Raw genomic sequence first — 23389 nt, 5'->3', positions numbered from 1 at the left:
ATGAAGACATTGGATACTCTGATTTTATTTTTCCAATCGCTGCCAGGGGCAACATTTTTTGGCGGGAATTGGCACCTTTCACTTTCGTGCGGTTGCCAGGGTTTCACAGAGCCCGATCTCTCCACCCTTCTTCATAAAATCGCTTCCAAACAGAGGGCTTTCCTCTTAGAAGAGATTGTTGAATGCAAATCTATGTAAAATTTTGGTACGATGCCAGTGTTTTTTGAGGTCAACCGTCTAATCAGCTCATTATCAGGGATAAAAAATAAAATAAAATCTATGGGATTTGTAGGTTTTTATTTTTATGCTGCTCTTTGTAATTAATAGTTGGGTTTTGATGTTGTTTAGGAGAGCGATGCGGCCGTCTACGCAGAACCCCATAATTAATTGAAAAAGAACTAAATGTAGGTTGAGAACCTACAAGAATACCAGATGAAGGCAACTGGTTTGAGCTATCTTCAGAAAGATATCAATAGGAATTATCAATAAAATTGACTTTTTATGTTAACTTTTTTATTTTTAAGTGATGAAAGTGCGTCATAAATCATCTGGAGAGCTCATTGAGGCAAGAGTAGAACCAGTAGAAGGAAAAGATTGGGCAAATATCGAGAAAAACAATGCATTCCAATTTGACTGGACCCTCGAAAAGCGCCATGAAACCTATAAAGTCAGATTGGATTCAGATGAAGAGATACTCGGCTTAATTTCATTTAAAGACATTCCGGGAGAGTTTAGAATCCACATTTGTTTGATTGAAGTGAACCGCAGAGACGTGGGAAGGAAGAAAAGATACGATCACCTGGCTGGTTGTCTTCTTGCATTTGCTTGTGAACAGTCCTTCAAGAGGGATTATGAAGGATACGTTTCTTTGCGGCCAAAAACAGAGTTAATCGGACATTATGTGTCCAAATACGGCTTCCGGCAATTAGGAAAAAACTTGTTTGTTGAACTGGCAGATGCTGAGCGTTTAATTAATGAATATCTAAATAATGGAAGATAAACAAAAAGAATACTACAAAAGCCTGTATGAAAAACTCTTAAGCGAGTATACCAAAGAAGAACTGGCAGAGGCTTTTGTGTTTCCTCCTGATCTTAATGCCGAAGAGGAAGAAGAAGCGGAACGGCAACTGAAAGAAGACAGGTTAAAGAGATTGGCAAACAGGACACCTGAAGAGCGCGTACTTTCGGGTATACTGCGGATAAAATACCAGATGAAGGAATACATTGACCAGGCCCAGTTTGATCAAAATAAAACAACCATCTATTTTTTAAAGGAATATTTGAAAGCAACGGACAAGAAGCAACAAGAATTAGCCGCAGACATAGGGCTTCATGTCGCTCGGTTGAGTAGGATACTAAACGGTAAAGAGCGGTTAAGTTTATCCATTGCCTACCGCCTGGAAGCTCATTCCGGGGACTTGATACCTGCGATCATGTGGTGGAAAGTCGTTCAAAAAGAAGTAGAACAGGAAATCAGGACCGACGAAGAAAAAAGGAAAGAAGAGCAAAAAAAGGTGGTCAACGTGGGATATCAAAGGGCTTAAAAATCGCTTCTCACCGCTGACCGGTAAACCTCCAGCAACCGCTCCTCCTCCCTTTCCCAGGTCAATTCCACTGCAGCAGTCCGGCAGGCTTCCCGGAGCTGATTGTACAACACCTCGTCCTGTAGTATCCGGTTAAGGGTGGCAGCGAGTGCATCAGGGGACAGCTTGTCGAGCAGTAAGAAGCCAGGGTGCGCCCGGTGCAGCGCCTCGTATTCCGGGAACGCCATGTGGATGGCGGGCACGCCTGCCTGCAGATAGTCAAAGGCTTTATTGGCGAGGGAGTAGTAGTAGCTCAGCCCCCTGTTTTCCAGCAGATTGAGCCCGATGTAGGCTTTGGGCGTGATGCCGCGCAGTTCCTCCGGTTGCAGATAGCCCAAAAAACGCACCTTGTCCTCCAGCCCCAGCACCTGTACCTGCTCTCTGAGCGCCTGCGAACGGTCGCCTTCTCCGGCCAGCCAGAGGACGGCATTGTCCACCTGCTGCATGGCGGCGATGGCGGTCTCCAGCCCCCGGCCTTCGTTTAGCGCACCTTGGTAAAGGATAATGCGGGGATGAGGTTTGGGCGTGTCCGGGAATTCCGCCCGGGCGAAGGGTACATTGCGGACTACGGCAAAGGGCGTGCCATAGCGTTCCTCAAAAATACGGGCCAGCTCAGGCCCCACGGTATAGGCATAGCGCAGGCGCGGGATCGTCAGGCGGGCCACCGCCGACCAAATCCGCTGCACCATCGGTCGGCGTACCACCTCAGGCACTTCTGTAAAGTATTCATGTGCATCGTACACACAGGGCTTGCCCTTCAGGCGGCACCAGAAAAAGGCCGGCAAGATGGTATCCAAATCCACCGCGCACGCGGCATCGAAGCGCTGCCATGCCAGCCACCACCAAAGCCGGAGGTTGTACTCCAGGTAAAACAGCTTGCCGGCATCAAAACGGCACCGCAGCCGCACTTGCTCAAACGGGCGCTCCGTAAGCGGCACCGAGCCCGGGCGCTGCCGCCCCACAAGCGTCACTTTATACCCTGCCCGGCTCAGGCTCGTGCAGATCCGGATCATACGCTGATCGTAGGTCAGGTCGTTGGTGACGGTGCAAATCAGGCGTTCCAATGCAGTCGGTCTTCGGTTTGGTCAATAAAGCCTTCGTCCAGAAGGTATTCCAATGCTTTAAGCACCTGCTCTTCGCGCCGGGGCGGGAAAGATTCCATCAGGGCTTTCAGGCTCAGGGGTTCGCGCCTCAGCAGTTGCTCAATTTTAGTTTTGTACTTTTCGTAATCTTCGGTGCTGAGGTCGGCTTTGGTACGGCCGGTGCAGACATCGCAGATGCCGCACTTCTCACTGTCGGTTTCCCCAAAGTAGGCGAGCAGTTGGCGGGAGCGGCAGACGGGCGTCTCGGCGTAGGTGATGGCCTGCTGAATGCGCTCGTACTGCCGGTTTTTTCGAAAATTATGCAATTGATGGTCGATGAGGAGGTTGTCGGCATCCACCCGCTCCTTCAGAAAGAGGACCTGCGGCATGTCCTTTTGCTCCTGATAGTCCACGATCTCATCCTGATGCAGCTTGCGGAGCATTTGCTGAAGCTGATCGCGGGTGATATTGAGAAAGTTGGCCAGTTGCCCCTCCCGCAGTTTGATGGGGTACTGAAAGGCGCCCTGATAGGTACGGAGGATCACCTTCAGAAGCTTGTCGAGCTTGGCGTGCCGCAGCTGATAGTCGTACAAAACCTCTTTGCCTACAATAATCTGTAGGCGGGAAGGAATAAAGACGGCTTCTGTCAGGGCAATCCAGCCTGACTGCTCCAGGATCCGAAGGGCGCTGTAGGTGGTGAAAATATTGAGCTGAAAGTTCTGGGTAAACGTCACGATGTCAAAGTCAAAGCTTTCTCCCTCTCCGCTGCCCACCGCCAGTTGGAAATAGCTGCCAAGCGCCCGGTAGACCCGCCTCACCTCCTCCAGTGGAGGGAAAGCCTGCTCAAACTGTTTAAGCAGCCGCTGCCCGTCCTGCGATTGGTAGAGCAGGACGGCGTAGGCTTTTTCTCCATCCCGCCCAGCCCGGCCCGCTTCCTGAAAGTAGGCCTCCAGGCTATCCGGGAGTTCCAGGTGGGCAACCGCCCGCACATCCGGTTTGTCGATGCCCATGCCAAAGGCGTTGGTGCAGGCCATAACCCGGCATTTCCCGCTCATCCAGGCTTCCTGCTTTTGGCTCCGCTCTTCGCTCGTCAGCCCGGCGTGGTAGTAATCGGCTGAGATGCCGTGGCGGCGCAGCAACATAGCTGCCTCCTTGGTCTTCCGGCGGTTGCGTACGTACACAATGCCCGAGCCCTTTACCCGCCTAAAGATATCCACCAGCTTCTGGTCTTTGCCTTCTTCGTAGAGGACGGAGTAGGACAGGTTGGAGCGGCTGAAGCTCTTTTGCAAGACGTTGGGCTCCGGGAATTCCAGCTTTTCCTGAATGTCGCGCACGACTTCCGGAGTGGCGGTGGCGGTGAGGGCGAGGACAGGCACTTGCTCCGGCAAGAGTTCCCTGATGCTGGCAATATCCAGATAGGGCGGCCGGAAATCGTACCCCCACTGCGAGATACAGTGCGCTTCGTCCACCGCCAGCAGATTGACGGGCATACGGCTGATGCGCACCCGGGCGATCTCGGTGGTCAGGCGTTCCGGGGAGAGGTAGAGGAATTTGGTCTTGCCATAGATGCAGTTGTCCAGGATGCGGTCGATATCGCTTTTGCGCATGCCGGAGTAGATGGCTTCCGCCAAAATGCCCCGCTTGCGCAGGTTTTCTACCTGATCTTTCATCAGCGCGATGAGGGGGGAGACCACAATGCAGATGCCTTCCCGTGCCAGCGCGGGCACCTGAAAGCAGATAGACTTGCCCCCGCCGGTCGGAAGCAGGGCCAGCGTATCTTTCCCATCAAGGACCGACTGTATGATGTCTTCCTGCAGGGGGCGGAAGCGGTCGTACCCCCAGTATTGCTGCAATATCTCGATGGGTGCGGTACTCAATCGTGCGCTGTTTTGGTGTGGCGGGAAATTACGAACTCGCGGTGGATATACAAAGGGGAAGAATGGAGTGCACGCAAAGAACGCAGAGGTTGAGGTCGCGAAGGTCGCGAAGTTTTCAGGCTGAAATAGGCGGTTATGAAGTGGTTACAGTGTAGCCTCCTTTTGGCTCTCAGGCAGGTTCTTCCATGGGAAAAGCTGGAGCAGAGCTCTTGGGTAGGCCTTGGTTTAAGCTCTACACCAGCAAGCCCAGGCATCCTGTCGGGGAGCTTTTCCCAGTCTTTACCGGAATCCGGCAGGTTCTTTCTAGGTATAAGCTGGGGCAGGGCTCCTGGAATGGTCCTGGATTAAGCTCTACACCAGCAGGCCGGGCTTTCTATCTGGATCCGGCAGGTTAGAAAAAGCAGTCAAAGGGCTTTCGCCTTCTGCTTTCCGGGCGAAATTCCGGGAGGCGATGAATTAATGGAGTCCCAAAAAAAGAGGAGCCTACCCAACGGGCAGGCTCCTCCGGGAAATCTCAAATCGTTAACTTTTATATGATCGTTGACATCTGCTGATTGGCCTTGTCCTCCCGCACCAGGATTTCCTCCTCCGGGTCGGCGACGAGGTGGGCGATGAGGTCGCCAATCTTACTGCAACCATAAACAATATTCGGTTTAAGCTCGGGCGTACCGATGCCTTTTTCCAATACGTACTGCACCGTGGTGCGGATGCTCTTTGCCGCTTCGGTCATGCCGAGCGATTCCACCAGCATCGCAGCAGAAAGAATGGCTGCCATGGGGTTGGCAATGTCCTGCCCCGCTGCCTGCGGGAAGGAACCGTGGATGGGCTCAAACATGGAAGTGTGCACGCCCACCGAAGCCGAGGGCAACAGGCCCATAGAACCTGCCAAAACGCTCGCCTCATCACTGAGGATATCCCCAAACATATTGCTGGTCAGGATGACATCAAACTGACTGGGGTACTGAATCAGCTGCATGGCGGCATTGTCCACAAACATGAAGTCCAGCTCCACTTCCGGGTATTCGGGGGCAATCGCCTGCACGGCCCGCCGCCACAATCGGGAGGTTTCGAGCACATTGGCTTTGTCCACCAGTGTGACTTTCCGGCGGCGCAGCATCGCCTGCTCAAAGGCCAGGCGGGTGATGCGGTCGATCTCGTCTACCTGATAGGAGCAAGTGTCGTAGGCCGACTGCCCGTCCTCGGCAGTGTTTTTCTCTCCGAAGTAAATGCCGCCTGTGAGCTCCCGGAAAATCACCATATCGGTACCCTTGATGCGGTCTTCCCGTAAAGGGGAGAGGTGCAGGAGCTTTTCATAGGTGGTTACCGGGCGGATATTGGCGTACAGCCCCAGCGACTTCCGCAGTTGCAGCAGCCCCTGTTCCGGGCGTACCTTGGCGGAAGGGTCATTATCATATTTTGGGTGGCCGATGGCACCGAAGAACACGGCATCGGCATTGAGGCAGGCTTCCAGCGTCTCCTCCGGCAGCGGGCTGCCGTGGCGGTCGATGGCAATGGCCCCGACGTCGGCATGGCAGTATTCAAAATGCTGATCGAAACGCTCGGCTACCGCATCCATCACTTTGATGGCTTGTTCGGTGACCTCCGGACCGATGCCGTCACCGGGCAGGAGGGCGATTTTTGTCTTGGGTGTGTTAGACAAGTTCATGGTCTTTAACGATTTGAGTTATACGGCAGCAGCCTGTCGCTGTTGCTCGTAGGTTTCAATTTTGTCTTTAATGCTGAGCAGGAAGTCGATGTCGTCCTGCCCGTTCAGCAGGCAGTGCTTTTTGTAGGCATCGATTTCGAAACCGGTGGACTGCCCCGTTGCATCAATGGTAAACTTTTGCTGCTCCAGGTCGATGGTGAAGGTTGCCTGCGGGTCTTGCTCAATGGCAGAGAAGATATCGTGCAGGAAGGCTTCGCTCACCTGTACCGGCAGCAGGCCATTATTCAGTGCATTGCCCCGAAAAATATCCGCAAAAAAGCTGGAAACCACCGCCCGGAAACCGTAGTCGTACAAGGCCCAGGCTGCATGCTCCCGGCTTGAGCCACAACCGAAGTTGCGCCCGGCCACCAGAATTGTACCATCGTAGGCCGGATTGTTGAGCACAAAATCAGGCTTGGGCGTATCGTCGTTCTGATAGCGCCAGTCGCGGAAGAGGTTATCACCAAAGCCTTTCCGGGTCGTCGCTTTCAGGAAGCGGGCGGGAATGATCTGATCGGTGTCCACCTCCTCAATGGGCAGGGGTACAGCGCTACTATGTAAGGTTTGGAATTTTTCCATGGTACGTTCTAATTCTGATTGAGCAATTCGCGGACATCCACCAGCTCGCCGTAAATGGCTGTAGCTGCCGCCATGAGCGGACTGGCCAGAATGGTGCGGGCGCCGGGCCCCTGCCGCCCTTCGAAATTGCGGTTGGAGGTGGACACGCAGTACTCGCCAGCGGGCACTTTATCCTCATTCATGCCCAGGCAGGCCGAACAACCGGGCTCCCGGAAATCAAAACCGGCAGCGGTGAGGATGTCGTGCAGCCCTTCCGCTTTCGCCTGAGCTTCTACCTGTTTGGAGCCGGGCACCACCATCACGTTCACGTGGTCGGCCTTCTTCCTGCCTTTTACAAAAGCAGCCACCGCACGCAGGTCCTCAATCCGGGAATTGGTGCAGCTGCCGATGAAGACGTGGTTGATTTTCTGACCTTTCATGGCCTGCCCGCCTTGTAGTCCCATGTACTTCAGGGAGTTCTCAAAGGTGACGTTGCCAGCGGGCACTTCGGGTACCGCCTGACTGATGCCGATGCCCATGCCCGGGTTGGTACCGTAGGTGATCATGGGTTCAATATCTTCGGCCAGGAAGTGGTATTCCTGATCAAAGGTCGCATCCTCATCCGTGTACAGTAGAGACCAACGCTCTACCGCTGTATCGAAATCAGCTCCCTTGGGCGCAAATTCCCGCCCTTTGATGTACTCGAAAGTGGTGTCGTCCGGTGCAATCATGCCGCCCCGGGCGCCCATCTCTATGCTCATATTGCAGATGGTCATTCGGCCTTCCATGCTCAGGGCGCGGATAGCTGAACCTGCATACTCCACAAAGTGCCCGGTGCCGCCACTTGCGGTCAGCTGGGAGATGATGTAGAGGATAATGTCTTTAGCCGTCACGCCGGGCTGCAATTCCCCGTCCACGTTGATGCGCATCCGCTTAGGCTTGCGCTGCAGGACGCACTGAGTAGCTAAGGTTTGTTCCACCTGACTCGTGCCAATGCCGAATGCGATACAGCCAAAGGCCCCGTGGGTGGAGGTGTGGCTGTCGCCGCAAACGATGGTCATGCCGGGTTGGGTGATGCCGAGCTCCGGCCCGATGACGTGCACAATGCCCTGATAGGGGTGCCCCAGGCCGTAGAGTTCCACACCAAACTTTTCGCAGTTCTCGGTCAGTTTATCCACCTGAAAGCGGGACAGTTCCTCCCGGATGGGCAGGTGCTGATCTTTGGTGGGCACGTTGTGGTCGGCCGTAGCCACGGTTTGCTGTGGGCGGAAGACCGGAATGCCCCGTTTTTCCAAACCCGCAAACGCCTGCGGGCTCGTCACCTCGTGTATGAAGTGGCGGTCGATGTAGAGGACCTGTGTATCCTCACCTACCTGAGAGACGAGGTGGTTATCCCAGATTTTATCGAATAAGGTTTTGCCCATTGGTTAAGCGGTTTGAGCTACGTGTTCTGTTTTTCTGACAATGATTTGCTCCAGCGCAGCATCGTCTACTTCTTTCATAGTATCTGCCACGATCAGGAACTCAGCGTAAACGATGTCCAATTCATCTTTAGTCAGGTTATGGCCGATATTCTTGGCGCGGTAGGCGATTGCCGCCCGGCCGGAGCGTGCCGTGAGCACAATTTTGGAATGGTCAACACCGACTTCAAGGGGGTCGATGATCTCGTACGTATCCCGCCGTTTGATCACCCCATCCTGATGGATACCGGAAGAGTGGGCAAAGGCGTTGGCGCCAACGATGGCTTTATTGGGTTGTACGGGCATGCCCATACGCTCGCTCACGAGGCGGCTCGTGGAATAGATGAGTTTGGAGTTAATATTGCTGAAGTAGGGCAGGTCCGGGCGCTGCTTCAGAATCATTACGGTCTCTTCCAGTGAAGTATTGCCTGCCCGTTCACCAATACCATTGATAGTGCATTCGATTTGGCGTGCCCCGTTTTGCACACCGGCAATGGAATTGGCTGTGGCCAGCCCCAGGTCATTGTGACAGTGGGTGGAAAGGATGGCTTTTTCTATGCCCTTTACATTTTCGCGCAGGTAGCGGATTTTAGCGCCATACTCTTCCGGCAGACAGTAGCCGGTGGTATCCGGGATGTTGAGGGTGGTGGCCCCTGCTTTGATGACCGCTTCCAGCACGCGAGCGAGGTATTCATTGTCTGTACGGCCGGCATCTTCGGCATAGAATTCTACGTCCTCCACAAAAGACTTCGCGTATTTAACCGCTGCTACTGCCCGCTCCAGAATCTCCTCCTGCGTACTGCGCAGCTTGTATTTGATGTGCGAATCAGAAGTGCCAATACCGGTATGTATCCTTGGGCGTTTAGCGTATTGCAGGGCTTCGGCCGCTGTTTTGATGTCATTTTCCACTGCTCGTGATAAGCCGCAGACTGTAGGCTCCGTAACCGCCCGGCACACTTCCTGCACCGCCTGGAAATCACCAGGTGAGGAAACGGGGAAGCCGGCCTCTATAATGTCAACGCCCAGCTTTTCGAGCTGCCGGGCGATTTCCACTTTCTGGTCCATATTGAGCTTACAGCCCGGTACCTGTTCTCCATCGCGGAGCGTTGTATCAAATATGAATACCTGGTTGTCAGTCATAATCCATTTTTTTGGGTGCAAAAGTGTATTTTTGCTTACTTCGGTTTAATTTGGCAAAGCCAAGCCTCATCGACCGATTGCTTTAGCCGAACGGCAAATATGGGAGCTTCCGTACGGCTCCTAAAACCAGAATCGGTTGCTACTACTATGCGGGAATGGATGGTTTCAGCTTTCAAGTTGTTGATACATAGTGAATTAGATAAGAACAAATTACAATGCCCAAGCAGAAGACTGATGACCTGCTCGCCCTTATCAAATCCCTGACCCGTGCTGAAAAGCGGCACTTTCGGCTGTTTGTCCGCCGCAATCAGGCATCGGATGATATCCTTTTTCTGAAGCTTTTCGACTTTATGGATAAGCATAAGGCTTATGATGAGTCGCAGATCCTGAAAAAAATACCGGCCATCAAGAAGCGGCAGTTGTCTAACCTGAAGGCACATTTGTACAAGCAGTTGCTGGTCAGCCTTCGCCTGCTCAATGCCAACCACAACGAGGATATCCAACTGCGGGAAATGGTGGACTACGCGCGGGTGCTGTACGATAAAGGGCTGTACCGGCAGGCGCTTGACATGCTGGCGAAAGCCAAGGAGCGCGCCTATGAGTGCCGCCTCATGACACTGGCAATGGAGATCGTGGAGTTCGAGAAGCTGATTGAAGGCCAGTACATTACCCGGAGTATCGAGGGCCGGGCAGAAGCATTGACCGCCGAGGCCCTGCAACTCTCCGAGCGTCTCAACCATACCAATCAGTTTTCCAACCTCTCCCTGCAGCTGTACGGGCTTTACCTGAAGGTGGGCTATGTGCGCAATGAAAAAGACTATTTCTACGTGCGGGAATTTTTCCAGTCCAACCTGCCTAAAGCGGATTATCAGGAGCTGGATTTCTTTGGGAAGCTTTACTTCTGTCAGTCACATGTCTGGTATTATCATATGACGCAGGAGTTTGCGCTTTGCTACCGCTATGCGCAAAAGTGGGTGGATTTATTTACTGAGCACCCGGAATACCGCTCGATTTATGCGCCGCTTTACCTTAAGGGGCTGCATAACCTGCTCAATTCCCTGTTTAACACCCTTCAGTACAATCGCTTTGGAGAGGCACTAAAGGAACTCCGGGCCTTCAAAGGTAAATACGGGCTTAGTCAGAGCAAGAATATCGAAGGGCTTTATTACCTCTACCACTACATCCATTCCATTAAGCAGCATTTCCTGACCGGTACCTTTAGCAAGGGGCTGGAGTTGGTGCCTGACCTGATGAAAGCCATCGAAGAGGACCGCTACAACTGGGATGAACGCCGGGAGATGGTCTTCTACTACCGGATTGCCTGCCTGTATTTTGGTAGCGGCGACAATGATAAAGCCATTGACTACCTCAACCTGATCATCAATCAGAAAAACCCGGACTACCGGGCCGATATACAGTGCTTTGCGCGCATTCTCAACCTCATCGCCCACTACGAACTGGGCAATGCGCAGCTGGTGGAGTATCAGGTAAAGTCGGTGTACCGTTTTCTATCAAAAATGGAGGAGCTGCACGCCGTACAGAAGGAGATTTTCCGCTTCATCCGCCGGGTGCCCCGGATTATGGAGGAAGACCTGAAGGAGGAGTTTAGCAATCTGCGTGACCGCCTGCTGAAGCACGAGTCAGACCCCTACGAGCGCCGCCCATTCCTGTACCTGGATATCATTTCCTGGCTGGAGGCCAAAGTGTCGGACTGTACGGTAGAGGCCGTGGCGCAGGAAAAAGCGCAGGCGCGCTACGCGATTGAGCCGGAAGGGTAGTGCCTCAAGCCATAAATCCTTGACACCCCAAGTTTCGTTATTTTCCGCCTACTCTTCGTTGAAGAACCGCTCCTTTAGCTCGGGCTAAAGTCGCGAACCTTCGCCTTGATTAGTCGAAAAATAACTTCAACTTAAGTATCAGAGATCTATGACTTGAGGCACTAGGGGTAAGGGCTAAACCGGCTCCTCTCCGCTGAAATCGGTACGTGCGAGGTAAATCATCACGATACCGCTAATGATCATCAGGAGCTTGATGACAAAGCCGGGCAGTGCGCCAAAATCATCAATCCAAACCAGAAAGGAGAGCTTGGCGCCCACAAGGCTGAGGATGATGGAAGAAAAGCCAAGCCCGGCAATAATAAAGCCAACCAATGTGTAAATCGCCTTGTTCTTATTCATGTTTTTAGTGCTTATATTAGCGTTAACGTTTTTGGCTCAGAACAGTTTTCGAGGTGCAAACATAGCATCTCTTAGCGCCGCACCCTAACCAAAACCCGTCCATGGTCAAAATTATAGAATGCCCGCGGGATGCCATGCAAGGCATCAAGCCTTTCATTCCAACAGAAACAAAAGCCGCTTACCTCAATCAGCTGCTGCAAGTGGGGTTTGATACCCTGGACTTCGGCAGTTTTGTATCGCCCAAAGCCATTCCCCAAATGCGGGATACGGCGGAGGTGCTCGGTCAGCTCGACCGCTCAAAGACGAAGACCAAACTACTGGCTATCGTGGCTAACCGCCGGGGCGCGAATGATGCTGCCCAATTTGAACAAATCGATTACCTGGGCTATCCGTTCTCCATCTCAGAAACCTTTCAGCTTCGAAATACCAACGCCACTATAGAAGAGTCTATCGAGCGGGTGGCACAAATCCAGGATATCTGCACCGCCAGCAGTAAGGAGCTTGTGGTCTACATTTCCATGGGCTTCGGCAATCCCTACGGCGACCCCTGGAATGTGGAGATTGTCGAGCAGTGGACCGACCGCCTTGTGGATATGGGCATCCGCATTTTACAGCTTTCGGATACCATTGGCGTGGCCAGCCCGGAGAGCATCAGCTACCTGTTCAGCAATATTACGCCCCATTACCCGGATATTGAATTCGGGGCGCATTTCCACACCACCCCCACGGCCTGGAAAGAGAAAGTCGCCACGGCCTATGAGCACGGCTGCCGGCGTTTTGACGGTGCCATTCGCGGTTACGGCGGCTGCCCCATGGCCAAGGATGACCTGACGGGGAATATGCCTACCGAAAACATGGTGTACTACTTCCGCGATATTGGCGCAGATACAGGGGTGGATATTGACCGTTTCGGGAAGTCGGTGGAAATGGCGGGGGAGGTTTTTCCAATTTAAAAGTTCAACAGGCGCAAGTCAAACTCAAAGTCCGGCAGAATAGGTGAGGCATCTATAGTTTGATCAAATCCATCAATAATAAGGGGCGTTCTTTCTGGGCTGTAAACGACCACCTGCTGTGCCTGAGGGTCGATTAGCCAAGCGAGTTGTACGCCGTTGGCGATCCAGGTTTCCTGCATTTTTTGCTCCAAAGCAGAACGGGCATCGGTTTTAGACCGGATTTCAATAACAAAAGCGGGGACTATTGGCGGGAAGGTCTGCCGCTGCGCCTGTGTCAGTTGGCTGAGCTGTTCATTTGATACCCAGGAGGCATCTGCTGCCCGGGTGGAGCCATCAGGAAGTTGGAATCCGGTCGAGGGGCTGAACGCTTTCCCGTTGCGGGTGCGAAGACAGTAATTGCGCAGTTCTCCAAAGACTTCGCCTTCGTAATAGCCCGATTCTAAGTTTACAGGAGCCATAATCCAGACTTTCCCATCCGCAGAGCGCTCCGCACGAATATCCGGATTTGCTGCACAAAACTGCTCGAAATCAGTAACGGACATGGGGTCCGTCAGACTGATTTGCAGCCCTTCCTGTTCGGGGAGTGATAGGGTGATATCCCTGGTGAGCGTCATGGAGGAATGATTATTTAATTTTGACTCTTAAATTAGAAAATCTATTTGGGATTTGCAACAAAGTATTGCCGGGCAAGCCCCTTTAAGGTTATCCGGCAATCAAAAGCCTACTCCCCAATCCACTCATATAAAGCCTCCAGCTTCGGCGTCAGAATAATTTCCGTGCGCCGGTTTTGGGCTTTGCCTTTGGCCGTATCATTGGAGGCAACGGGGTAAAACTCTCCACGCCCGGCAGCGGTAATACGCTCCGGATCCACCCCATTGGCAGTAAGTACCTTGACGACAGAAGTGGCCCGGCCCACGCTCAGGTCCCAATTGAAGGCGGCATCCCCATCGGTATCGGTATGGCCTTCTACCGTGATGGCAATATCCGGGTTATTTTTGAGTACTTCCGCTACTTTCTGAATGGCATCTTTGCCCGCGCTGTTGATGGTTTTGCTGCCGGACGGGAAGAGCAGGTTCTGGCTTAAGGAGACGTAAACTTTGCCGTTTTGCTCCCGTACGGTTAGGTCGGCATCTGAAAAGCCAAGCAGGGCCTGATTGATGCGTTCCCGCAGGGCGTTAAGTTTTTGCTCTTTCTCGGCGATGGCGGATTCCAGTTCGTTCACCCGGGCTTCGCGTTCCACCAGGCTTTTGCGGAGGGCTTCGGTTTCGGTTTCCCGTTGCTCGATTTCAGATTCGAGTTGTTGCAGCTGCCGCTCCCGGCGGTCGAGCTCCTGCTCTTTGAGGGTGAGCTGCGCCATGAGTTTTTGCCGTTCATCAGAAGAGGATTCCAGCATCTTTTCGTTTTGCTCCAGCATGCGGTCGTAGCGCTTGAGCAGATCCTGATTGGCCTTGTCGAGTTGTTCGTAACGGTTTTGAAGGGTGCGGAGGTCCTCCCGGGTGTTTGCCAGGTCTTTTTCTAAATCCTCCTTTTGTTCCCGGAGTATTTTGTTTTGCCCCTGAGCCGTTTCCAACTGGGTTTCGAGGTCATTGTAATTGGCCTGCAGCTTATCGCGGTCGGCAAGGGCGTCTTCGTACTTTTGGTAGCTTACACAGCTGCTCAGCGACAGTGCCAGTGCTAAAATGGGAAACAGGTAGCGTTGCATAGGAATCTTTGCTTTAGGATTATGAATAAAAAAGCCTTCTTACCTATAAGGGAGGCAAGAAGGCTTATGTTGTATCCGCTGCAGCAAAAATCAGGAGCTGCGAGCGTTACTTTTACGGATTCATGATTACATCATGCCCGGCATACCACCTGGCATTCCGCCTGGCATACCTGCACCAGCGCCTTCCGGCTCTGGCTTGTCGCTGATCACACACTCGGTAGTCAACAGCATGCCTGAGATAGAAGCGGCGTTCTCCAGCGCAATGCGTGTCACCTTAGTCGGGTCGATCACACCGGCTTGCTTCAGGTCCTCGAAGACATCAGTGCGGGCATTGTAGCCGAAGCTGCCTTCGCCTTCCTTCACCCGCTGGAAGATCACAGAGCCTTCCATACCTGCGTTGTCCGCGATGGTGCGCAGTGGTGCTTCCAGAGCTTTACGAACGATTTGGATACCAATGGTCTCGTCCTCGTTGGCACCCTTCATGTTTTCGATTGCAGCGATCGCACGAACGAGTGCCACGCCACCACCGGCAACGATACCTTCTTCCACGGCCGCACGGGTCGCATGCAGGGCATCATCCACACGGTCTTTTTTCTCTTTCATTTCCACCTCAGTGGCAGCACCTACGTACAGTACGGCTACACCGCCTGACAGTTTGGCAAGGCGCTCCTGCAGCTTCTCCCGGTCGTAGTCGGAAGTGGTGGCTTCGATTTGCTGCTTGATCTGATTGATACGAGCCTGAATCTGGCTCTCGTCACCGCTACCGTTTACGATAGTCGTGTTGTCTTTGTCAACGGTGATCTTCTCCGCAGAGCCCAGGTGCTCCATGCCCACATTCTCGAGCTTGTAGCCTTTCTCTTCGCTGATCACGGTACCACCGGTCAGGATGGCGATGTCTTCCAGCATAGCTTTGCGGCGGTCACCGAAACCTGGCGCTTTGACGGCAACAACCTTCAGCTGCGCACGCAGGCGGTTCACAACGAGTACGCCCAGTGCCTGACTCTCAATGTCCTCTGCGATAATCAGCAGCGGGCGGCCAGCCTGCACCACTTGCTCCAGTACAGGCACGATGTCCTGCATGTTGGAGATTTTCTTATCGTGGATCAGGATGTATGGGTTTTCGTACTCCGTCACCATATTCTCGGTGTCGGTTACGAAGTAAGGAGACAGGTAGCCGCGGTCGAACTGCATACCCAGTACTTCGTCTACATACGTATCCGTACCTTTAGCTTCTTCCACAGTGATGACACCGTCCTTGGACACGCGCTTCATCGCGTCAGCGATCAGTGTACCAATTTCCTCGTCGTTGTTGGCAGAGATGGAACCGACCTGCTTTACTTTCTCGAAGTCGTCGCCTACTACCTCAGACTGCTCCTTCAGGTTGGCAATCACAGCCTGAGTAGCGGCATCAATACCACGCTTCAGGTCCATTGGGTTAGCACCTGCGGTTACGTTCTTCAGGCCGGCAGTCACCATAGCCTGAGCGAGGATGGTAGCCGTAGTGGTACCGTCACCAGCGATATCTGCTGTCTTAGACGCGACTTCCTTAACCATCTGAGCGCCCATGTTCTGTACGGCGTCTTCCAGTTCGATTTCTTTCGCTACCGTCACACCGTCCTTCGTTACCTGAGGTGCGCCGAAGCTTTTTTGGATGACCACATTACGGCCTTTAGGGCCCAGGGTTACTTTTACTGCATTGGCCAGAGCGTCTACGCCTTTGCGCAGTCCTTCCCGGGCATTTCTATCAAAGCTAATTTCTTTAGCCATTGTAAGCTTGATTTTTTTGTTTTGTAAAAAAGGTTAGGATTGGGATGTAAGAGCGGAAAGGCTTATTCGTTGCCTTCCAGGATGACAAGGATGTCGTCTTCGCGCATGATCAGGTAATCCTGGCCCTGATACTGCAGCTCCTGGCCTGCATATTTACCGTAGAGTACGATATCGCCAGCCTTAACGGTCATGGCATTGCCGTCTTTGCCGGGGCCTACTGCAACTACTTCGCCACGCTGTGGCTTTTCCTTGGCTGTATCAGGAATAATGATGCCGCCCTGTGTCTTTTCTTCTGCCTGGGCGGGCTTGACCACAACTCTGTCATTGATGGGCTTCATAATCTTTAGAATCCGTTTTGTTAAACAATGATATAGCGAGCCCACAGGCTCATCTATGTCCTATCACAGGACGTGCCAAAACGGTTTTCCTGACAATATTGCAGAAATGGCAGGGGGGTGGCAGGTCTTTTGGCGGGTGTTAGGAGCAGAATTGTCAGTTTTCTAGTTGGTATGGCGGGAGGAGAGAAGCATTTGGAATCAATCGAGCGGTTGCCAGGGCAAAAGTTGACAAAAGTTACTGTTAAAAAGGGGGTTTCTGCTTCGGCAATGTTCGGACATTTGCTAACTTTATAGTGTCGTAAACCAGCGTTCTATTTCAACCTATTTACTTGAATCCCCATACTTCGGAAGCCTTCCTGTGGTATGAAAGAAAACTAAAACATGAAAAAATACGCTTTTCTCTTTTCTGCTTTTTTCTTCACTGGTATTATTGTATCCGTTCAGGCAGATACAATTCCTGACCTTGCTTTGATTCCAACGGGAAGCGATTGCAATACTTACGAGGTGAGCATGTCCAACCCCCCAACGGGCGCTTTGGAACATTTAAAAATTACAGTTTCTATTTCCCCTAATGGGAGCAATCTCAATGCCACGTTAGGCAGTGCGCTTGAGGCAGATGACTATGATTTGGAGGTTACATCAATAAATTCAATTACAATAAGCAGGCTGAGCACTTCTGCTGCTACTAACTTTCAATTGCCGTCCATGCCCGATACAAGCCTGACACTTTTTGCCTTTGAGTTTTTTGGGCAATTGGGGGATACTGTTACAGCAGAAATCGATTCTTTAGTGATGATAACGTTGGCAACTGAAGATTCAATAGGAATAGATAACCCCTATACCATATCAAGTTCTAGTGCTTCTTGTATCTTTAACGAGGGGGCTGTGCTTTCCGGGACTATAACGTCGCTCCAGAACTGCATGGGGGCCATTAATCATAGTATAGCAAATGCTACGGTCGTTATTTCAAGCACCAATATGCCAGATTTTACGCCTGTTTATACTCAAACGGATGCTGCTGGAGATTTTTCTGGTATTGTTCCTGGCGGAGGAGATTATCTGGTGAGCCCTGGGTTTAACCTGTCTGAGCCTGATTGTGGCTTAGATGATCTGGATATTGCACTGGTATCAGGCTATAATTTGGGTGTCGCTCCTTTTACCAGCCCATGGTCGGTTGTTTCGGCTGATTTCAACTTAAGCAACTCTATAAGCCTCCTTGACCAAATTGGGATGAGGAGGGCAATTCTGTTTGATGTTTACCCGGAAGGCTTTCAATCTTGGCGGATAGTTAATGCTGGCGTCTTAAATGGCGGCAGCTTAAATGAAAACGCCTTAAGTTTAATTACAGAGACGGCAACTGTGGCTGATGTCCCGTTGTCAGGCGTGTCAAACATCAATTTTATTGCGGTTAAAACAGGAGATGTAAAGGTATCCTGCAATCAATGCATCACTACCAACAGTTCCGCAAACAGCGTTCCGCTAGCCGGCTTGAAATCAAAAATAAGAGGGGATCTATCGGAAGGCGGAATAATCGAGCTTCGATTATCACCGGAGGAAGCGTATAAACAGCTATGGTTAATTGGGCTTGAGTTTATACTTTCTCCCGAGCACCTTGAAATACTGGAAATCCGTGGGGAAGGAGGTTTCAGGTTACAGGAAGAGGGATATGCCGTGAATGCTCAAACCGGTCGCTTTCATGGCATCTGGCTTCCATTAGAACAGCAATTCCTGGAACTTGGAAAAGGCGACCAATTGACCGTAAGGGCGAAAGTAAAGCGCTCTTTCTCAACCATAGCTGAAGTATTTTCGCTATTGAGCGGTGCGAATATTTACCCGGACGGGAATAAGCGCAGTTGGTCAATATCCCCGCAACAGCACTCAAAAATTGTGGTTTTCCCTAATCCATTTGGAGCGCAATTTACAATTAGTGGGACAGTGGAAGTAGGTCAACTCCGCGTATTTAACGCTGCGGGGCAGTTGATCCATCAGCAGCAGCTTCAGCCTTTAGTAGAGCATCAGATCATAGCCCGCAATTGGCAGCCCGGCGTCTATTTCTACCGGGTGGAGACCCCTTCTGCTACGACTTCCGGTAAGCTCATCCGTAAGTAGTTCTGTTTCTAAAATCAAAACATGGCTCAGCTTTCTCTTTATGGAGAGCTGAGCTTTCTTCCTATTCCCAAATCCTAATCCCATGGCGCATTCTAAACTTCTATTGCTGCTTGGCTTTGCCCTAGTTTCACTTTCCGTTTCGGCTCAAGAGTTGTATTTTTCAGCAGGCTCAGACGATGATTCACTGAACAGTTATATTGGAATTATTGATTTGTCAACCTGTGATACTGCACATGTCATAGAGCCGGAACGCCCGATTGGCAATTGCACCTTTGACCGGGATACGAACCTTTACACTGCAATAGCAGATACGATATATCAGGTGGATTTGGAGACCGGAACATTATCCTATGTTACAGATTTTGGAGTAATACCAGGAGAGTTTGGTGCTGTAGTTTTTGGCTTAGAAGTCATTGGAGAGACCTTGTTTGCTGTGTTTTATTCACCAGGGGTTGCTTTGGGGAAATATAACCTAATTACCGGGGAGCAAGAAATACTGAACCCCAGTTTCGGAGAGGTAGACCCTATTGCTGCGGCTTCCGGATTAACTGTGATTAACGGACATCTGGTGGCTAGTACTTGGAAAGATGGATTTTATCAGTTAGATACCAATGATTTGTCCAATAGCCAATTGCTTTTTCCGCATCCTTCTTTTGAACCTTTTTCCAATGGTTTGGGTACGGTGTCCGTGGACTGCCAGAATAGCCGTACTTTTGTGACTGATGCGGTATTAGAGCAAACAGACGAAATTCTAGAAGTTAACTTTGAAGCACAAACCCTTGAATTCGTTTGTAGTGTGGATTTTCGAATTATCAGTCTTTTTGCCCTCGAAGAATCCCTCCCCCCGCCCTGCGCGCTGGAAGTTAACCCAATAGGTGGTGCATTCCCCGGCAGCGCCTATCAGGCCGACACGGCTTGTACGGGTGCCCCACAGCCCATCCTGCCGCCAAGCCTGGAGCTGCTCTCCGAGATTGGGTTTATAGATTCTATCCGGGTTACGCTGTCAGGCCCGGGCGGTATGGGTGAGCAACTGGCCAGTACCGGCACTGATAGCATTGTAGTGCTTGGCAGTGGCAGCGCCCAGCTGCGCTTCCTACCGCAACAGGGCCAGCCTTCATTGCCTGCCTGGGAGGCCGTGCTGGGTGCAGCCCAGTACACCTACGGAGGCCCCGGCCTTCCACCGGAGGGCACCCGGGAAATCAGAGTGGTTGCTTATGCGGCAGGCAATGTGAGCGATACTGCCTTTGCATACCTCCCCATTTTCCCATATCCGCCTTCAGCGGGAGAAGATGCAGCGGTGGCCCTCTGTCCGGGCAGTGCCCCGGTAGACTTATTTGCTCAGCTCGGCGGCAGCCCGGCTCCCGGTGGGCAATGGCAACCGGGCAGTGGCAGTTTCGACCCGGAAGCAGATGCGCCGGGCGCTTATTTTTACATTCAGTCTGGTGCGCCTGGTTGCCCCGGTGATACCGCTGTGGCTACAGTCAGCCTGCTTCCCCCGCCGGTGTTCAGCCTGGGTGCAGACACGGCCTTATGCCAGGGCGAGACCATACTGCTGGAAGCCCCGGCGGGCCTTCAGGTGGGCCAGTGGCAGGATGGCAGCACGGGTTCGTCCTTCACGGTTGCACAGGCAGGAGATTATGCCCTGCAAGCCAGCAACAGCGAAGGCTGCACCAGTTCGGATACGATAACAATCGCTTATTCGGATTTCTCGGGCTTGCTGCTTGAAACTACGGATGTTGTCTGCTTTGGGGACAGTACCGGTGTGTTGGAAGCAGTACCCTCCGGCGGCTTGCCACCGTATGCGTACAACTGGCAGCCTGTTGGCTTTGGAGCAACAGTTACCGGTCTGCCTGCGGGCACTTACAGCGTTACGGCCACAGATTCAGCAGGCTGTGCGTTCTCTTCGGCAGCTATCATTGAACAGCCTGAGTCACCGATAGCAGTCACCGACACCCTGCGCCGCTGCGCCGGGGAGCCTTTCTTTTGGGAAGGGGAGCCGGTCCTTTCGGATACCTTGCTGCAAGGGGTTTACAGCAGTGTTGCGGGATGTGATTCGCTGTATGAGCTGCATTTGTACTTCTCAGATACAGTCTGGAGCAGTTTGCAGGCTGATATTTGTGCGGGGGATACATTTAGCTGGGAAGGGCAGGTGTGGGAGCAGGATACAAGCGTTTGTATGACTTACAATACGGTGGCTGGCTGTGATTCTCTTACCTGTCTTGAACTTGCTGTAGCGCCGCCTGTGATGGTGAGCGCAGGAGCAGATCAGGAAGCGTTGCCGGGGCAGCCGGTCACGTTGTCGGGCAGCAGCAGCGCAGCAATGGTGCAATGGCTCCCCGAAGAGGGATTAAGCTGCCCAACTTGTTTGTCCACCGATGTAGAGCTGATGGCTACCCAAGTGTACCTGCTGTTAGCCACAGATAGCCTGGGCTGCACGGCGATGGATGAGGTGCAAGTCACCGTCCTGCCCGCTTCCGCTTACTACCTGCCCAATGCTTTTTCTCCTAATGGGGACGGCAGTAACGATACCTTTGGCCCGCTGCCTGCGCGCCCGGGCATTGAGGCGGCACAGTTCCGGGTATTTGACCGCTGGGGCGGGCTGGTTTTTGAGCGTAGCAATCTGCCTCTGGAAGACGGGCGCCTCTTTTGGGACGGGCAGGTCAGGGGCGAAAGCGCCCCGGCTGGTGTTTACGTCTGGATGCTACAGGTAAGGCTGCCAAATGGCAGGGTGGAGCAAGTGCAGGGGGAGGTGTTGCTGCTGCGTTAAAGAGCGCTTGATACGAAAGTTAGTAAAAAATAGAAACCCGGATTGCCTTCCTAATCGAAAGTAATCCGGGTTTTATTCAATCTGTAGCTCTGCTTACACCTGAGCCTCTCGTACCTGAGCCTCCAGCTCCGGCAGCACGCTCATATCCTCAATGGTAGAGGGGGGATTATACGGCTTGCCATCCACAATATGGCGCATAATCCGACGCAGGATTTTGCCCGAGCGGGTCTTGGGCAGTCGCTGCACTACGGTAGCCTTTTTGAAGGAAGCGACCGGGCCGACCTGATCACGTACCATCTTAATCAGTTCATGTTCCAGTTCAGCATCCGCAATGTCAGCTCCGGCTTTGAGCACCACAAAACCCACGGGGATCTGCCCCTTGAGGTCATCATGCACCCCAATGACGGCGCACTCGGCAACCAACGGATGAGCCGCTACCACCTCCTCCATCTCTGCCGTCGACAAACGGTGGCCGGCCACGTTGATGATATCGTCAATGCGCCCGGTAATGAATACATAGCCATCCTCATCAATATACCCGCCGTCACCGGTGAAGTAGTAGCCGGGGTAGGGGCTGAGGTAAGAATCGATGAAGCGGGCGGTATCCTGCCAGAGATTGGGCAAGGTGCCGGGCGCTAAGGGCAAGCGGATCACGACAGCGCCCTCTGTATTCGGCGGCACCGGTTCTCCATCGGGGCCAACGACTTTCAGATCGTACCCGCAGACTGGCTTGCCTGCTGAGCCCGGCTTGACAGGCAAGAGTTCCACACCTGCCATATTGGCGAGCATGGGCCAGCCCGATTCGGTCTGCCACCAGTGGTCAATGACAGGCACCTGCAGGACATCCTGGCACCATTCCAGGGTAGACACATCGCAGCGCTCGCCTGCCAAAAAGAGGTAGCGGAGTTTGCTCGTGTCGTACTGCGCTTTAAGCTTCGCTTCGGAGTCTTCTTTTTTGATGGCCCGGAAAGCGGTGGGCGCGGTGAAAAACACACTTACGCCATATTCTTCCAGCACGCGCCAGAAGGCGCCGGCGTCGGGCGTGCGTACGGGCTTGCCTTCGTACAATACCGTGGTACAACCGTGGATGAGCGGCGCATACACAATGTAGGAATGGCCGACCACCCACCCAACATCAGAGGCAGCCCAGTAGACCTCGCCCGGCTCTACGCCGTAGATGTACTTCATGCTGAACTTCATGGCCACGGCATGGCCGCCGTTGTCGCGTACAATGCCTTTAGGCTTGCCAGTGGTGCCGGAGGTATACAAAATGTACAGCGGGTCCGTGCTCTCCACCGGGACACAGTCAGCTGGTTCGGCATCCGCCAGCAGCACATCCCAGTCAAAATCCCGCCCCTCTTTGAGCGGGGCCTCCAGGATATCCCGCTGATAAACAATCACCCCCTGCACCTGATGCTCGGCTTCGTCCAGTGCCGGATTGACAATCTTCATATAGTCGATCACCCGGTTGATTTCCTTGCCCGCGCTGGCGGTAAGGATGAGCTTGGGCTTGGCGTCATTAATACGGATGGCAAGTTCATGAGCCGCAAAGCCCCCGAAGACCACGGAGTGGATAGCGCCCAGTCTCGCACAGGCAAGCATGGCTACTACGGTCTGCGGGATCATGGGCATATAAATGATGACCGTATCACCCTTCTCTACCCCCTGTGCTTTGAGCACGCCGGCAAATCTGGCCACGCGGTCCAGCAACTGCGCATAGGTGATGGTCTCCTTGGTATCCGTTACCGGAGAGTCATAAAAAATGGCAGGCTGATCGCCCCGTCCATTGGCTACATGGTAGTCGAGCGCCAGGTGGGAAGTGTTCAGTTGGCCGCCCTTGTACCAGCGGTAGAGGCTGTTTTCGTCCTTGAAGGAAATATCGGACGGTTTTTCAAACCAGTCGATGGCGTCCGCCTGAGCTTTCCAGAAAGCCGTGGGGTCCGCCATGCTGTTGTTGTAGAATTCCTGATAAGTCATAATGGTTTTTGTTTGCAGGGTGCGCAGGGCTTACCCAAGAATAGAGAACTGGCCAGTGGTGAGGCCATTGAAATGGTAAGTTGAGGCTTTTGAAGAAGATTAGGAATGACAAAGGTCACGGGATAAAAAATGGCGGGCCACTCCATCCGGAGCCATACCCGCCATTCTATTGACTTATGTCATTCACAATTCAA

The 23389-nt window shown here is 52.7% G+C and carries 18 protein-coding genes and 1 riboswitch; of the genes, 6 read left to right on the top strand and 12 right to left on the bottom strand.

The features are described from left to right. Positions 1 to 21: 21 nt before the first annotated feature. Positions 22 to 140, bottom strand: a riboswitch (SAM riboswitch). Positions 141 to 526: 386 nt separating this feature from the next. Next, positions 527 to 1000, top strand: a complete 474-nt coding sequence (locus IX84_RS01230) for a hypothetical protein (protein ID WP_044215872.1) — start codon at positions 527 to 529, stop codon at positions 998 to 1000. Then, positions 990 to 1544 (top strand): helix-turn-helix transcriptional regulator, encoded by a 555-nt coding sequence (locus tag IX84_RS01225; protein ID WP_044215871.1) that lies wholly within the window; start codon positions 990 to 992, stop codon positions 1542 to 1544. Before IX84_RS01230 ends, IX84_RS01225 begins: the two co-directional genes overlap by 11 nt. On the opposite strand, the gene IX84_RS01220 is transcribed toward IX84_RS01225, so the two are convergent. The 6 genes from IX84_RS01220 to IX84_RS01195 form a co-directional block, all read right to left on the bottom strand. Beyond that, positions 1541 to 2647 carry a glycosyltransferase gene (locus tag IX84_RS01220; protein WP_238578212.1) on the bottom strand — a complete coding sequence of 369 codons (1107 nt, stop codon included), beginning with the start codon at positions 2645 to 2647 and terminating at the stop codon, positions 1541 to 1543. The genes IX84_RS01225 and IX84_RS01220 overlap by 4 nt on opposite strands. Then, complete coding sequence (locus IX84_RS01215; RefSeq protein ID WP_044215869.1) at positions 2635 to 4542, bottom strand: RecQ family ATP-dependent DNA helicase; 1908 nt, start codon at positions 4540 to 4542, stop codon at positions 2635 to 2637. Before IX84_RS01215 ends, IX84_RS01220 begins: the two co-directional genes overlap by 13 nt. A gap of 529 nt (positions 4543 to 5071) precedes the next feature. Further along, positions 5072 to 6208, bottom strand: coding sequence for a 3-isopropylmalate dehydrogenase (gene leuB / locus IX84_RS01210; protein ID WP_044215867.1), 1137 nt, complete (start codon positions 6206 to 6208; stop codon positions 5072 to 5074). An 18-nt stretch (positions 6209 to 6226) separates the two neighbouring features. Next, on the bottom strand, positions 6227 to 6826 hold the full coding sequence (leuD, locus tag IX84_RS01205) for a 3-isopropylmalate dehydratase small subunit (protein ID WP_044215866.1): 600 nt from the start codon (positions 6824 to 6826) through the stop codon (positions 6227 to 6229). 8 nt (positions 6827 to 6834) lie between these two features. Beyond that, a complete protein-coding gene (gene leuC, locus IX84_RS01200) occupies positions 6835 to 8229 on the bottom strand; it encodes a 3-isopropylmalate dehydratase large subunit (RefSeq protein WP_044215861.1) in 1395 nt (464 codons plus the stop codon). Between the two features lie 3 nt (positions 8230 to 8232). After that, a complete protein-coding gene (locus IX84_RS01195) occupies positions 8233 to 9405 on the bottom strand; it encodes a 2-isopropylmalate synthase (RefSeq protein ID WP_076650614.1) in 1173 nt (390 codons plus the stop codon). Positions 9406 to 9620: 215 nt separating this feature from the next. On the opposite strand from IX84_RS01195, the gene IX84_RS01190 reads away from it, so the two are divergent. Beyond that, the gene (locus IX84_RS01190) at positions 9621 to 11183 is read left to right on the top strand and encodes a hypothetical protein (RefSeq protein ID WP_044215860.1); all 1563 of its coding nucleotides are present in this window, start codon (positions 9621 to 9623) and stop codon (positions 11181 to 11183) included. Positions 11184 to 11357: 174 nt separating this feature from the next. Here IX84_RS01190 and IX84_RS01185 read toward each other — a convergent pair whose 3' ends face one another. Continuing rightward, positions 11358 to 11582, bottom strand: a complete 225-nt coding sequence (locus IX84_RS01185; protein WP_044215859.1) for a hypothetical protein — start codon at positions 11580 to 11582, stop codon at positions 11358 to 11360. A gap of 101 nt (positions 11583 to 11683) precedes the next feature. Between IX84_RS01185 and IX84_RS01180 the strand changes: the two genes are divergently transcribed. After that, positions 11684 to 12535, top strand: coding sequence for a hydroxymethylglutaryl-CoA lyase (locus tag IX84_RS01180; protein WP_044215858.1), 852 nt, complete (start codon positions 11684 to 11686; stop codon positions 12533 to 12535). Here the strand turns inward: IX84_RS01180 and IX84_RS01175 are convergent. The 4 genes from IX84_RS01175 to IX84_RS01160 all read right to left on the bottom strand — a co-directional run bounded on the left by IX84_RS01175 (position 12532) and on the right by IX84_RS01160 (position 16342). Beyond that, positions 12532 to 13149 (bottom strand): Uma2 family endonuclease, encoded by a 618-nt coding sequence (locus IX84_RS01175; protein ID WP_052515678.1) that lies wholly within the window; start codon positions 13147 to 13149, stop codon positions 12532 to 12534. The two genes, IX84_RS01180 and IX84_RS01175, sit on opposite strands and share 4 nt — an antisense overlap. Positions 13150 to 13256: 107 nt before the next feature. After that, on the bottom strand, positions 13257 to 14237 hold the full coding sequence (locus IX84_RS01170) for an OmpA family protein (protein ID WP_044215857.1): 981 nt from the start codon (positions 14235 to 14237) through the stop codon (positions 13257 to 13259). A gap of 126 nt (positions 14238 to 14363) precedes the next feature. Then, complete coding sequence (gene groL / locus IX84_RS01165; RefSeq protein ID WP_044215856.1) at positions 14364 to 16004, bottom strand: chaperonin GroEL; 1641 nt, start codon at positions 16002 to 16004, stop codon at positions 14364 to 14366. A gap of 62 nt (positions 16005 to 16066) precedes the next feature. Beyond that, the gene (locus IX84_RS01160; RefSeq protein WP_044215854.1) at positions 16067 to 16342 is read right to left on the bottom strand and encodes a co-chaperone GroES; all 276 of its coding nucleotides are present in this window, start codon (positions 16340 to 16342) and stop codon (positions 16067 to 16069) included. Positions 16343 to 16723: 381 nt separating this feature from the next. On the opposite strand from IX84_RS01160, the gene IX84_RS01155 reads away from it, so the two are divergent. Together IX84_RS01155 and IX84_RS01150 are read left to right on the top strand one after the other, a co-directional pair. After that, on the top strand, positions 16724 to 18451 hold the full coding sequence (locus IX84_RS01155; RefSeq protein ID WP_044215852.1) for a T9SS type A sorting domain-containing protein: 1728 nt from the start codon (positions 16724 to 16726) through the stop codon (positions 18449 to 18451). An 82-nt stretch (positions 18452 to 18533) separates the two neighbouring features. Beyond that, the gene (locus tag IX84_RS01150; protein ID WP_044215851.1) at positions 18534 to 21218 is read left to right on the top strand and encodes a T9SS type B sorting domain-containing protein; all 2685 of its coding nucleotides are present in this window, start codon (positions 18534 to 18536) and stop codon (positions 21216 to 21218) included. A gap of 93 nt (positions 21219 to 21311) precedes the next feature. On the opposite strand, the gene IX84_RS01145 is transcribed toward IX84_RS01150, so the two are convergent. Further along, positions 21312 to 23195, bottom strand: coding sequence for a propionyl-CoA synthetase (locus IX84_RS01145; RefSeq protein WP_044215849.1), 1884 nt, complete (start codon positions 23193 to 23195; stop codon positions 21312 to 21314). Positions 23196 to 23389: the final 194 nt, after the last annotated feature.

The sequence above is a fragment of the Phaeodactylibacter xiamenensis genome (genome assembly GCF_000759025.1).
Lineage (GTDB): Bacteria > Bacteroidota > Bacteroidia > Chitinophagales > Saprospiraceae > Phaeodactylibacter > Phaeodactylibacter xiamenensis.
Note: the sequence above shows the minus strand (reverse complement) of the source record. Positions and strands in the feature narration are given on the sequence as shown.